Below are 12621 nucleotides of genomic sequence, written 5' to 3' on the forward strand. Positions count from 1 at the left end.
TGCATACGCTGATGGGGGCTGTGCACACGTTCTTGCGTGAGCTGGACGATAAGCCGGCTCTTCTTACCCAAGCCCGTGCGCGGGCAACCCCAGTTATCTAGCTCCGCGTGCCGTTACTCCGCCGTCCAACCGCCGTCGATCACCAGCGCGGAGCCGGTCATGAAGCTGGAAGCGTCAGATGCGAGATACACGATCAGACCGGTCAGCTCTGCGGGCTCGCCCCACCTGTTGATCGGCAAGTGATTGAGGAAAAACTGATTGGCCTCCGGATTTTCCATCACCACACGGTTGAGCTCGGTAGCGATCGGGCCCGGACAGACGGCATTCACCGTGATGCCGTACTGCGCCCATTCCAGCGCCATCACCTTGGACAGCTGAATCAGTCCCCCTTTGCTCGAGCAATATGCGGACCGCTCAGGCAAAGCAACCTGCCCCAGCATGGACGCGATGTTGATGATCCGCCCAAACTTCTGCTTGATCATATGCGGAACTACAGCTTTGGCACACAAGAAAGGGGCTTTCAGGTTCGTGCTCTGCACGAGATCCCAGCTCGACTCATCGTACTCCAGAATCGGCTTGCGCACGTTAACGCCCGCATTATTGATCAATATGTCGATGCGGCCGAATGCGCCAATGCATTGCTCCACCGCCCGCTCAATCTCACTGTAAACCGTTACATCCGCAGCGACACCTAGTGTTGGACGGCCTGTCGCGCTATGTATTGCTTCCGCACTTTCTTTTGCCCTGCCTTCGTGCCGGCTGGTGACGATGACGCTCGCCCCCGCAGAAGCGAGGGACCTAGCCATTTCCAGGCCGAGACCCCCGCTGCCGCCTGTAATCAGAGCCACTCTGCCATCCAGATTCAACCCCTCGTAACCCATTGTAAGCCTTCCCTTCCACTCAAGCTTTATTGGTTTAACTTATTAAAGAAGACTGCGTCCACATCTTGGAGATATGTGTCTACATCTCCGGAAGCGAACAAGCCTTGAGTCGCTTTCGCGAAATCGTCACTTGCTCCCGGGGGGAATAACCGAGATATCGAAGGGAACGTCTTGCCTGCCTCAATGAACGCATACAGATCCTTGATTTCCGTGATATTGTTTTTTACTCCTTGAGTGGCAGGAGGATACTGTGTTTCGTCCACGTAGTATTGTACGATTTCGGGAGAAGCCAGAAACTCCACGAATTTTTTTGCTTCGGCCGCATTCTTTCCATCCTTCGGCAAGCCCACCGCGGTGTCGACAAACGCTCCAATCTTGGTGTCCTCGGCTTTCTCGGCAGGCAGCGGGAACATGCTGAACTTCAAGTTGGGATTCGCCTTTTTCATGGGCTGGATCGACCAAATGCCTTGGAAATACATCGCGGACTTGCCCAGTGCGAACTCGCGGATCGCGTCGTCCATGTCCAGTCCAAGCGAATCCGGCTGGCCGTATTTGCGCAGCTCCAGCAGATCCTCCGCAAATTTATGCATATGCGGGCTGTCGGTAATATGCTTTTTGCCCTGCATCACATCCATGATGAATGTTTCGGCGTCAGGTATGTTCAAGCTCATCTTGTAACCCAGCTCCTGGCCTAGTATACCGACATTCTTATCCGGGAACACGAACGGGAGCTTGCCTGCCGCTTTCACTTTCTGTGCCAGTGCAATAAACTCGCCGTAAGTTTTGGGGATCTCCAGCTTCAACTCGTTGAACACATCCAGGTTGTAATACACTCCCCATGTGCCGATGGCGATCGGAACCAGGTAGTTTTTCCCGTCTACTTGGGTTTCCTCCAAAAATTTCGGGATGGCATTGCTGAGCAGCGGGTCGCCGGTAAGGTCTGCGATATGGCCGTCTTTCGCCGCCTTCAAGAACAGCGGAGCTGTCGCATAGTGCGTAAATATTGGAGGCGTATCCTGAGTCGACAATCTCATGTTGAACACGTTCCCGGCGTTAGGTACATTGTTCTGCTCGATTTTGATATTCGGATGTTTCTCCTCGAACTTCTTAATAATGTTGTTGACGGTTTCAACAACTTCCTTTTTCTGCTGAAAATATTCCAGCTTCACGACGCCGTCCGCGGAATTGCCGCTGTCACCACCTCCACCCCCGTCGCCGGAACAGCCTGCCGCCAGCGCAAGTGAACCGGCCAATAGAAATGACACTACTCTCTTAAGCTTATTCATTCTTCTCACCTGCCAGTCGATTTTTGTGCTTAATTTTTGAGCGCCCCTTCTGTCAACCCGCTAATAATGTATCGCTGCATAAACCCGTACAGCACCAGGATCGGGAGCATCGACATGAAAAATCCCGCAAACGCCAAGTTGTAGTCGATCGTGTATTCCGTTTTGAAGTTGTAAATAAACAAGGGAAGCGTCCAGTAATTCGGACTGCGGTTTAACAGAACAAGCGGGAGCATGAAATCATTCCAAATCCATAAGCTGTTCAAAATGAGAATCGTTGCGGTAATCGGAAGCATCAGCGGATAAATCACTCTGGAAAATGTCTGCCAAACGCCGCCTCCATCCATTTTGCATGCCTCATCAAGCTCCAGCGGAACATTTTTCAAATAGCCGACGCTCAAAAACATGCCCTGCGTAAATGAAAGGGCCACGTACATGATGATGAGACCCGCCTGATTCAATAGATCCAAATTGGACATATGCTTGACGATCGGCAGCATGATCACTTGGAAAGGGACGAAAATGCCCGACAAAATAAAGTAGTATAAGAAAATGTAGTATTTCTTCTTGTAGTTACGTGAGATTGCGTACGACACCATCGGAATGAGCAGAAGCATAAAAGCGATGGAAACTATCGTAATGAGCAGCGAATTGCTGACATAAGTCCAATATTTTCCTGCATTGATCACTTTCTCGAAGTTGCCCAAATAGAAACTCGACGGAAGCGCGAAGATGCTGCGGGTGGACTCCTCCTGAGTTTTCATCGCCACGGACACGGTCACATACATCGGAATTAAAATAGCGATCATGCCTAGTATGAGAATGGTGTATTTGAGAGCTTGAACAATCGGATTCGGTTTCACTGCTGACCGGCCTCCTTCCGGTTCAACAGCTTGATCTGGATAATGGATATGATGCCGACCATGAGAAAGATATAGATCGATTCAGCCGTGCCGTAGCCGAACTTCATTTCGTTCATGCCGTGGCGATAAATGAGATAACCTATCGACTCCGTCGCCTGCGCCGGCCCGCCGTCCGTCATGGCGACGATATAGTCGAACACGGTCAATCCGCCTTTAATCGTCAATACCAGGTTGACGTTCAGCATAGGTATGAGAAATGGAATGGTGATGGATAAAAAACGTTGAAATGGGGAGGCGCCGTCGATCGTTGCCGCTTCATGCAAGTCCTTGGGCACGCTGGCTAAACCGGCCATAAATATCACCATCGGAATGGATATTCCCTGCCATATATTGGTCAGGATGATGCCATACACAGCGGTATCTTTATTAGCCAAAATATTGCGGGATAACAGCTCGATCCCCAAGCCCTCGCCGATCCTGGGAATGACCGCATAAAACAGCTGGTTAAAGATCAAGCCAACTGTAATTAAGCTGAGCACCGCCGGAAAAAAGTACACCGACCGCATAAAGCCTCTGAACTTGATCTTGCTGCTCAGAAGCATCGCCAATATCAATGCCAGCGATAACTTCAGTGTCACGTCGATGACCGTGTAGTACAAAGTGAAGTTCAAAGCATTCAAGAATCGTTTGTCTTTCAGGATGTCGATATAGTTTTTGAAACCGATGATTTTGTACGACTTGGAAACGCCGTCCCAGTTCGTGAAGCTGTAAAAGAAGCCGGACAGCGCGGGATAGAAAAAGAATGCTAAGTAAAGCAGCAGCGCCGGAAGTGTGAATAAGAAGAAGATCAGCGTACTCCTGCGTATCGACAGCCTTTTCTTCTTGGCTGGCACGGTGTGGGGTGCGTGAACCTGCATAGGCATCCTCCCAATCCATGGTTGATGATTTGTTACGTTTTTGGCTTCACTTGCTCCAACGCTTTGGCGTTGCCATACACGGGTGTTGCTGATTGCGTTGGTGCTGACCAGCGGATGCCGTTGGCGATCACCTTCAAAATCTCTTCATTGTGATAAGTAGGATAAGTCTCATGGCCGGGACGGAAATAGAAAATTTTACCTCTGCCCCTGTGATACGTCACGCCGCTGCGAAACACCTCACCGCCCTCAAACCAACTAATGAATACCAGCTGGTCGGGCGCCGGAATATTGAAATGCTCTCCATAAGTTTCTTCCATGGGCAGTTCGATATAGGAGCCGATTCCTTCTGCGATAGGGTGAGCCGGGTCGACAACCCACAGCCGTTCTTTCTCATCCGCCTCACGCCAGCGCAGCTGACATGTGGGCGTACCGAGCAATTTGTTGAAAATCTTCGAGCAGTGCGCCGAATGGAGCACGATCAATCCCATGCCGTCCAGCACGCGCTGATATGCACGTTCCACAACGTCATCCTGCACATCCCTGTGATTCTTATGCCCCCACCACACCAGCACATCCGTCTGCGCCAGCACCTCCTCCGTCAGCCCGTGCTCAGGCTCGTCGAGAGTTGCGGTCCGAATGTCAAAGCCTTCTCCGGAGAGGCCTTCTTTGATCGCATTGTGTATGCCTTGCGGGTAAATTTGGGCGATCGCCGCATCTTCGACTTCATGGCGGTACTCATTCCAAATGGTTACTTTCATACGATTCACCTCATTCATTGTTATAGCGTGACCCACGCTCTGTTCTGGCTGGACGTGATGATGGCATCAATCGTGTTTTGGTTAATGTAACCGTCTTCGATCGTTGCCGACAAGCCATCGTCCGTACCTGTGACAACATGGTAAAAGCTCTGCATTTGATCTGCAAAAAATTCACGCGGCACCTGAAGCTGATGATAATCCAGAGATTTGCCGGATATCGGCCCCAAGCATACGCTCAGCGTATCCTCCTGCTCGAGTTCGTACACCAAGCCGCCTTCGCTGCCGTAAACCTCAATACGCTGATAATTGCCGCGCCCGAAAGCAAATCGTGATATTTGAAACACACCACGAATATCCGCGTTGATTTTGGCCATGTAGTGGCAGTAATCATCGACATCCACCGTACCGTATTCCTCTGAGCCTGGAAGCTGTCTCTTTGCCGTTATCACATCGGCATCGCAAATTACCTCCGTGATTTCCCCGACGAGAAAACGGGTAAGATCGAGCATGTGAGAACCCAGATCGCCGAGCGCCCCCGATCCCGCATGCTGCTTGGACAGCCGCCAGACCTGCGGAACATCCCGGAGCCCCCAGCTTTGTAAATACTTGCCGTATACGTGGTGTATTTTTCCCAGGTGGCCTTGTTCGATTAAATGCTTGGCGTATCGGGCAGCCGCTTTATAGCGGTAGGAAAACGCGACCATGTTCTTTACCTGCCGCTCCGCCGCCAATGTGCGCAGTTCCAATGCCTGTTCGCGGTTCATCGCCACAGGCTTTTCAAGCAGGAAGGGCTTGCCGTGCTCAATAGCCGCTTTCGCCACCTCGTAGTGAGCGTTGTTGGGCGTACAAATCGAGACGGCGTCAATGTCCTGCCTCTGCAGCAACTCTATGTAGTCCAGGTGCCGGTTTTCCTGCGCGATGCCGTACTGTTCGCCGCATCTCTCAAGCTGAGCTTCTTGCAGATCCGCAACAGCGACAAGCTGCAAATTGTCGGATTTCAATATCCCTCTTATATGCGTGTTCGAAATACCGCCTACTCCTATGACTCCCATTCTTAGCACTGGCATACGATCCCTCCCGCGTCATTGTTTTGTTGTGGTTCCCTCCTTGTCACTTCATTGTATGTTGATCGATAGCGGTTTCAAAGTAAGGATTATGACTATCCGACTGTAACAAAACTGTGCAGTTCGCTTATTGTCCGGAGTTAATATCCATAGTTTTTTTATGTCTGCCAGGCGTTGCACCGAAGAACTTTTTGTACATTTGGATGAAGTAGGAACAATCGTTGAAGCCTACGGCTTCCGCGATGTCGGCCACAGCCAGATCCGAGCCGTTTTCCATCATCTTTCTTGCCTTGTGCATGCGTACCGATGTGAGAAATTTGGAGAAGCTGGTACCGGTTTTCTTCTTGAACAGCCGGCTTAAATAGGAAGGATCCGTGTAAAACACATTCTTCGCCAAATCCTCTAACACGATATCTTGGCGGTAATGCTGTTCGATGTATTGCTGCATCAGCTCGACCATACCCATCTTGGCAGTGCCTGCCTCCAATCGTGCTGAGAGATCCGCTGCATATTGCGTGAAGAAGGCAACGAGCTGGTCCATGGTGAAAAAGCGGTATAAATCCACCTTCTCCAGATAGCTGCCTGCTTCTCCGTTCTTGATGTACGCTGCTTCGGCGATGGCGTTTAGCAGCGCAACCAGCTTGGAGCACGTATCGTTCACGGCATATATCGACATTTCATCCGACACTATTAGATCGAACAATGACCGGATGATGCACTGCGCTTCATTGACCTGGTTTGTTAAAATTTTGTTGTACAGCGGCAGCATCCTTTGATCTAGCAGCTCCGAGCTGCAGCGGGCGTAATCATGCGCTTCGTCATACAGGTGCAAGTGGTTCCGGCCGTTGATCAGCCGACGGAGAAGCGCATGCTTCGCCTCTTTCAGCGCAACGGGCAGGCGGGAAGCATCGGTTTGAACGGAGCTGACACCGGCGTAGATGGCCCGCCCGGTTGCACACTGATAACGGACAGCCACGTCATGCATGACAGTGTAAAATGGGTGGCATTTTTCCGCTGTCACACAGCTCGAAGAGTTCGTGCAGCAGAGCAATACGACACACATATTGGCATGCTGCGGATCGCAAACACACACAGACTCTACGCTGTGCTCGGAGCAGGAATCCGATACTTGCCGCCGCAAGCTATGTTCATCATAGTGCTCCGTCTGCAGTACAGCGACCGCATAAATATTTGCGGCTTCCAATCCCACTTCCGCCAAGCTCAACTCCCTCTGCGCAAACAGAGCAGCCGACAGGCTCTGCTCTTTGTTAAGGGCGGCAGCAGCGTGCACCTGCTCCTTTATCTTCTCCAGCAAGCTGACCAGCTCGTGCCTATCCACCGGTTTGAGCAGGTACTGCTGTACGCCGGAGGCTATCGCTTTTTGGGCATATTTGAAGTCGTCATAACCGCTAATAATCACATTACATATGGCGGGATATTTGTCGGCAATTCTCGCTGTCAGTTGGTTGCCGTCCCATTTTGGCATACAGATGTCTGTCAAGACAGCATGCGGAAGTACGACTTCGACGATGTCCCATGCCTGGCGTCCGTCCTCAGCCTCAAGCACCGTAAGCGTCGGTTCCCAATCCAGTATCATTTGGACGACGGCTTTTCGGGCGAAATACTCATCATCTACGATCAGAATGACCATGTTCGTGCACCTCCTTCACGGCGGGAATGATCAGTTCAACACAGGTACCCTCACCGAGCGCGCTCGTCACTGTCAAGCTGTAGGGGCTGCCATAACAATTTTGTATCCGCGCGCAAATGTTACGCAGGCCGAAATTCTCGTTGTAATCGCTTTCAACATCCGTGATAGCTTTGCCTAAGGAGGCGTTGATCCTCGTCAATGAGTCCGGACTCATGCCGACACCATCATCCTGCACACGAATCTGCAGTACGTGTCCGGTTTTCACGATGGATAATACCAGCGTTCCGCCATCTCCCCTCGGTTCCAGCCCATGGAGGAAGGAATTTTCCACAAGAGGCTGCAGCAAAAATTTTAAAATATTGTATTCGTACACCGCCTCATCTATGTCGTACACGACCGTGTGTTTGTCTAAAAAGCGCAGTTGCTGTATGTTGATGTAATTCTTGATCTGCTGCAGTTCTTGCTCGATGGTTACGATGTCCCTGCTTTTAAGGTTATACCGGTACATGTTGGCCAGCGATTTCGCAATCACCGAAATTTGGTCCACCCGCTGCAGTTCGGCTATGGAGTGGATCACATTCAACGTGTTGTATAAAAAGTGCGGATTAATCTGAGCTTGCAGCATATGCAGCTCGGCTCTTTTTTGCAGCCGCTGCGCTCTCAGCTCCGTCTCTCTGCTCAGTTTCAATCGCGTCAGCATAGCGTTATAGCTCTGCACCAGCTGTCCGATTTCATCATGCCGGCTTTCCTCCTCGAGCACGAGATCGAGCTGCCCTGCATCGACGAGCTTCATTTTGGTTCGGAGCTTGTGGATCGGCTTAAAGAAATGCCGTGAAAAAAAGACGGCCAACGCAAACACCACACTAAGCGTCAGCATACAGATCACCGCATATAGGTTGACATTTTTCCGAAATGTTTCAGAGATCAACCGCGAAGGGATGAACTGAATGATATCCCAGCCGGTCAGCTCGTTTTTTCTTGCAGTAAATAGGTAGCTCTCGCCGTTCACCGTGATTCGGGTTAATGTATTCGGTATACCTTGATTCTCACGGAAATTCGCAAGAATAGTCCCCAGGTCCCCGTCGTTGAACGTTAAGCCCCTGGAATTGTAGATGAGTTTCCCATTCGCAACAACAAGCGTTCCAAGTTCGGTGTTAGCCTTCTCAATGCCGCCGAAATTCTTTTCTATCGCCCTGGGGTTGATGTCTACTTTCACGTAACCCTGTCTGTTGCCTTTCTTGCGGTTCAGGTCGGATAAATACCGGATGATGGAAACCTGTTGGCGATCCGCGCTTCTCCCCTCCTCGACATGGACGATCACTTTGCCGTCATATAATCTATCTTGATCCAATCCGCCGAGCACGGCGCTAAAATTCCACCAATATGGTGAAGAGCTGTTATAGATAGCGCCGTTCAGACCTGATATGGTGAGATTGGTGATATGGCCGTTCATCAAGACGATCTGATCCATTGCCGTCTGCATATACCGGTAATCTTCGAGATACTCGCGTTTACCTTGCGTGTGTTGCTTTTCCAGGATGGCTTTTAGCTTTGTGTCAGTTAAATAAAAATATGAGCTGCGTGCGCTGTTAGTGATAAATTCGTCTGTAATCGTGTCGGCCCTGCCGCTTAGCTGGTTCATGAAGTCCTGATAGTAACGTTTCGTGTTGTTGTAAGCATGCACGCCGAATATGAGAAGCGCGGATAGCACGGGAATAAGGATGATAAAGCAGTAGGAGAAAAGAAGTTTTTTCTGAAAGGAAATACGAGGTGGAGGTGCGTCTTCCCTAACGCTTGGCTTCAGCACGCTGAATCATCTCCTGTGACTGACATAGTGTGAGGATCAACATACGGGACGGTGTTAGTACTAGTATATAAGTTTGCTGCACATATTCATGACTAAAGAATCAAGGAAAAACTATGTAGTTCATCATGCTAATAATTAGTATCGTTAATAATTTATAGTGTTAAGCGAATGATGACGCAGTATGCCAAGCCTGGCTGAATGAGCGTGATCCCCTTGATCAGCCATAATCTCCGTGCTCCCGCAATATGACAGAGCCCACATAAATGCCCACACAGGCCCGACAACGAGCTTATCGGCCGCCGTGACCACGATGAACGAGTGAACATCGTACAGCAGCCAGCTGGCTCCCTGTTTTGCAGTTATTGAACATCGCACTAATTAGAGTATAGGGCACGGTGCTGAACCATTAAGCGATAATATATCCAGGAGAAATAATGTTAACATAATAATTCTTATGTAAACATAAATAGACCTTGCGATGGTATTAGTTTACATAATAAAAGTTCTGTTAACAAGTAAAACCATTGTCGCAAATTAAATGTGGTGTTTTGCGTGCTATGCCACTAATTCTCCATAATCTTACATTTTCTGCCCATGCACACCGGCCAGCTTGTCCCCATACGCTCACCTTGGCATCGATGTGGCCTGAGCATGCAAAAAGTCCCAACAAAAAAGTTGTTGGGACTCACATACCGGCACATCGCATATATCGTCTGCATATCCGGCAGCAGCACTAAATCGTCAATGCCGAATCACCTAGCGCATATGGCAGACAAAGCGGTACACCGGTTCTGGGATCTTTGATGATGTCCGCCCGTATGCCGAACACCTCTTGCAGAACATCCTCAGTGACGACATCTTCTGTCCGGCCCTCGCTTATCACGCTGCCCTTTTTGATCGCAATCATGTGATGAGCGTATCGGGTCGCATGGTTTAAATCATGAACGACCATTACGATCGTCCGCCCTTCTTCACGGTTGAGCTTCTGCAGGAGCTGCAGGACTTCCAGTTGATGAGCCATATCGAGAAAAGTCGTCGGTTCATCCAGAAAGAGAAACCGGGTATTCTGGGCGAGCGCCATTGCAATCCATGCACGCTGCCGTTGTCCTCCGGATAACTGATCTACCGGACGGCCCTCAAATTCCCTCATGCCAGTCACTTGCATAGCCCAATGAATGACTTCCCGGTCCAGCTTGGTGAGTGAGCCAAACCTGCTCTGATAAGGAAATCGGCCGTAGCTGATCAGTTCGGATACGGTAAGACCTTCCGGCGCGGTCGGATTCTGCGGCAGAATGGCGAGCTGCTTCGCTATTTCCTTAGTTGACTGGGCATGAATAGACTTGCCGTCAAGCAATACCGTTCCGGCAGACGGCTTCATCAAACGTGCCATAGCCTTCAAGATGGTCGACTTGCCGGAACCGTTTGCCCCTACCAAGGCGGTGATTTTTCCGGTGGGTATGCCGAGATTTAGATTCCTGACGATGATGCGTTCCTCGTACGCGACATCCAAAGCTTCAGTACGCATTGTGATCATGATACACCCCGCCAGCTCAATTCTTTTTATCGTACTACAGTTTGGTCAGCAATTACTTTACGCCGTGATTCCCGCTCGTCCCGGGATAGGCGTGGGCAATTATAACATTTTTGACCGTCCACCCTACGGTCGAACATGCAGCAGGAGGACCTGATAATCATCCTGCCTCCAGGCTGCCAGGGATTATCTATGACTCGGGGGCGATAGGCGAACGGATTCTTTTTCCGACCAAAGACATCTGCAGAGAGACGCTCAGTCAAAACGGCCGCACATCGGTCAAATTCATCCATGGCGATTATGTAGTCCTGCTGCCGCCGAAGGTATTCCCTTATGTTGGCAAGCTGCCCTCCGAATTGATTCCAGATGAGGCCGGCATCGACGACTGCCGTGCGGGCAATGGACTCGATAGCGGGGTTGATATGCTCCCTGAAAAACTCGGTCCAATGTGACTTCGCAAATTGCTCGTTGTTCGCCTCGCGCGACTCTCTGCGCTCAGGTGCAACGATTCGATAGCCTGCATAGCTATGCCCGTTATGCACGTGCACTTGAAAGATCAAATTCGGAAGGGATAAATCCACAAAACAGTCGTGCCGTGCCAGGATAATAAGCTTGGCTGTGCAGAGGTTGAACAAGGATAAACCTGCCAAGGAGGCGGGCAAATCCAGGCCTATCGATCTTGTCATTTCACCGATGACGGCAAGGGCTTTCTGTGCCTGCTCCGTTAACAGCCAGTGTGCAGCCGGCATCTCAAACACCGGCTCTTTATGACCGTTCGCAGATATCCGAAAAAGCGAATCCGTAAGTGAATAATCCAATTCTTCCTCCAACTGCTGATCCCCCCTTTGCTCACCACAGACCCTTTACTGCACACCGAGTGCCTTTGCCACATCGTCTATCACTTTTTCACCTGCGACGGCCCCGCTGTAAAGCCAGCTGCTCTGTATACTCATCTCGTACACATGACCTGCTTTGACCGCCGGAATCCCCTGCCAAACCGGATTATTCAACGCTGCCGCGTCTTGCCCTTTATCGCTGTTCACAAGGAAAATATAATCGGCATCAAGCTCAGCCAATTTCTCGAGCGTAATCGGATTCCAAGCCGCTTTCGCTTCGTCCGGCAAACCCGCCACTAGGTTTGGCGGGGTGAATCCCAAGTCCCCGTACAACACATCTCCGCTCGCAACTTCGTTATCTACGATGTAAAACTGCTTCTGCGTCATCCAAAGGATGGCGGCAGATTTTTTACCCACGGCACTCTCAAGCTTCGCTTTGGTGTCCGCAGCTTTTCGGTTATAATCCTCTACCGCTTTCTGAGCGGCATCCGCTTTGCCCAGCAGCTCGCCCATTTTAAGTAAGGTCTCTCTCCAATCTTTGACGATTTCATCCCCTAGCACATATGTAGGCGCGATTTTTGAATACTGTTCATACAAGCCGTTTTGAACTGACGATGCTGATCCGATGATGATAAAGTCTGGATCAAAGCTTGCCACGGTCTCAGGCGGAAGATCGTAAGCGATGGTAGGTACGCCTGCCAGTTGTGCTTGTAGATAATCCTGCACCCCATTCGCAACGGACCACTGCGCCACCGGTGTAACTCCCAGGACAGCTAAATGGTCCTCTAAATAGGATGCGAGAACACGCTTCGGATTAGCTGGAATGCTGACGTCATGGCCCATCCCGTCCTTTACGGTCACTGTCGATGGTTGCGCGGCGTTGTCAGCAGACGGTGTGTCAGTGGTTCCCGCAGCGCTATTGCCGCAAGCCGAAAGCAGCATCAGCAGTAGTATCAGGCTCATCAAACAGATTGCCTTGAACTTCACGCTTAACATATCAAATTTCATTTCGTCCTCCTGCACATTTCAC

At 50.4% G+C, this 12621-nt stretch carries 11 protein-coding genes; all 11 read right to left on the reverse strand.

Annotation, left to right across the window (positions count from 1 at the left end; all coding sequences use genetic code 11):
• Positions 1 to 113 precede the first annotated feature (113 nt).
• On the reverse strand, positions 114 to 881 hold the full coding sequence (locus tag CBW46_RS00320; protein ID WP_089198050.1) for an SDR family NAD(P)-dependent oxidoreductase: 768 nt from the start codon (positions 879 to 881) through the stop codon (positions 114 to 116).
• Positions 882 to 907: 26 nt separating this feature from the next.
• On the reverse strand, positions 908 to 2167 hold the full coding sequence (locus tag CBW46_RS00325) for an ABC transporter substrate-binding protein (RefSeq protein WP_089198051.1): 1260 nt from the start codon (positions 2165 to 2167) through the stop codon (positions 908 to 910).
• A 29-nt stretch (positions 2168 to 2196) separates the two neighbouring features.
• Complete coding sequence (locus tag CBW46_RS00330) at positions 2197 to 3027, reverse strand: carbohydrate ABC transporter permease (RefSeq protein WP_243633112.1); 831 nt, start codon at positions 3025 to 3027, stop codon at positions 2197 to 2199.
• A complete protein-coding gene (locus CBW46_RS00335) occupies positions 3024 to 3944 on the reverse strand; it encodes a carbohydrate ABC transporter permease (protein WP_243633113.1) in 921 nt (306 codons plus the stop codon). The genes CBW46_RS00330 and CBW46_RS00335 overlap by 4 nt, the downstream gene beginning before the upstream one ends.
• A 32-nt stretch (positions 3945 to 3976) precedes the next feature.
• Positions 3977 to 4702: a ThuA domain-containing protein gene (locus CBW46_RS00340; RefSeq protein ID WP_089198052.1), complete on the reverse strand. Its 726-nt coding sequence runs from the start codon at positions 4700 to 4702 to the stop codon at positions 3977 to 3979.
• Between the two features lie 20 nt (positions 4703 to 4722).
• Positions 4723 to 5769 carry a Gfo/Idh/MocA family protein gene (locus CBW46_RS00345; RefSeq protein ID WP_089198053.1) on the reverse strand — a complete coding sequence of 349 codons (1047 nt, stop codon included), beginning with the start codon at positions 5767 to 5769 and terminating at the stop codon, positions 4723 to 4725.
• A 124-nt stretch (positions 5770 to 5893) separates the two neighbouring features.
• Entirely contained in the window at positions 5894 to 7417 is a 1524-nt protein-coding gene (locus CBW46_RS00350) for a response regulator (protein ID WP_089198054.1), read from the reverse strand.
• On the reverse strand, positions 7395 to 9224 hold the full coding sequence (locus CBW46_RS00355; protein WP_089198055.1) for a cache domain-containing sensor histidine kinase: 1830 nt from the start codon (positions 9222 to 9224) through the stop codon (positions 7395 to 7397). Before CBW46_RS00355 ends, CBW46_RS00350 begins: the two co-directional genes overlap by 23 nt.
• A gap of 733 nt (positions 9225 to 9957) precedes the next feature.
• On the reverse strand, positions 9958 to 10758 hold the full coding sequence (locus CBW46_RS00360; protein WP_089198056.1) for an ABC transporter ATP-binding protein: 801 nt from the start codon (positions 10756 to 10758) through the stop codon (positions 9958 to 9960).
• Between the two features lie 26 nt (positions 10759 to 10784).
• Complete coding sequence (locus CBW46_RS00365) at positions 10785 to 11585, reverse strand: (2Fe-2S)-binding protein (RefSeq protein ID WP_089198057.1); 801 nt, start codon at positions 11583 to 11585, stop codon at positions 10785 to 10787.
• 33 nt (positions 11586 to 11618) lie between these two features.
• Entirely contained in the window at positions 11619 to 12599 is a 981-nt protein-coding gene (locus CBW46_RS00370; RefSeq protein WP_243633114.1) for an iron-hydroxamate ABC transporter substrate-binding protein, read from the reverse strand.
• Positions 12600 to 12621: the final 22 nt, after the last annotated feature.

Source organism: Paenibacillus xerothermodurans, from assembly GCF_002220865.2.
GTDB lineage: Bacteria > Bacillota > Bacilli > Paenibacillales > NBRC-103111 > Paenibacillus_S > Paenibacillus_S xerothermodurans.

Excerpts from the sequence above, each read along its gene's own strand:
- CBW46_RS00325 (WP_089198051.1), bottom strand. The coding sequence starts at position 2,167 with ATGAATAAGCTTAAGAGAGTAGTGTCATTTCTATTGGCCGGTTCACTT.
- CBW46_RS00335 (WP_243633113.1), bottom strand. The coding sequence starts at position 3,944 with ATGCAGGTTCACGCACCCCACACCGTGCCAGCCAAGAAGAAAAGGCTG.
- CBW46_RS00340 (WP_089198052.1), bottom strand. The coding sequence starts at position 4,702 with ATGAAAGTAACCATTTGGAATGAGTACCGCCATGAAGTCGAAGATGCG.
- CBW46_RS00360 (WP_089198056.1), bottom strand. The coding sequence starts at position 10,758 with ATGATCACAATGCGTACTGAAGCTTTGGATGTCGCGTACGAGGAACGC.
- CBW46_RS00320 (WP_089198050.1), bottom strand. The coding sequence starts at position 881 with ATGGGTTACGAGGGGTTGAATCTGGATGGCAGAGTGGCTCTGATTACA.
- CBW46_RS00350 (WP_089198054.1), bottom strand. The coding sequence starts at position 7,417 with ATGGTCATTCTGATCGTAGATGATGAGTATTTCGCCCGAAAAGCCGTC.
- CBW46_RS00345 (WP_089198053.1), bottom strand. The coding sequence starts at position 5,769 with ATGCCAGTGCTAAGAATGGGAGTCATAGGAGTAGGCGGTATTTCGAAC.
- CBW46_RS00370 (WP_243633114.1), bottom strand. The coding sequence starts at position 12,599 with ATGAAATTTGATATGTTAAGCGTGAAGTTCAAGGCAATCTGTTTGATG.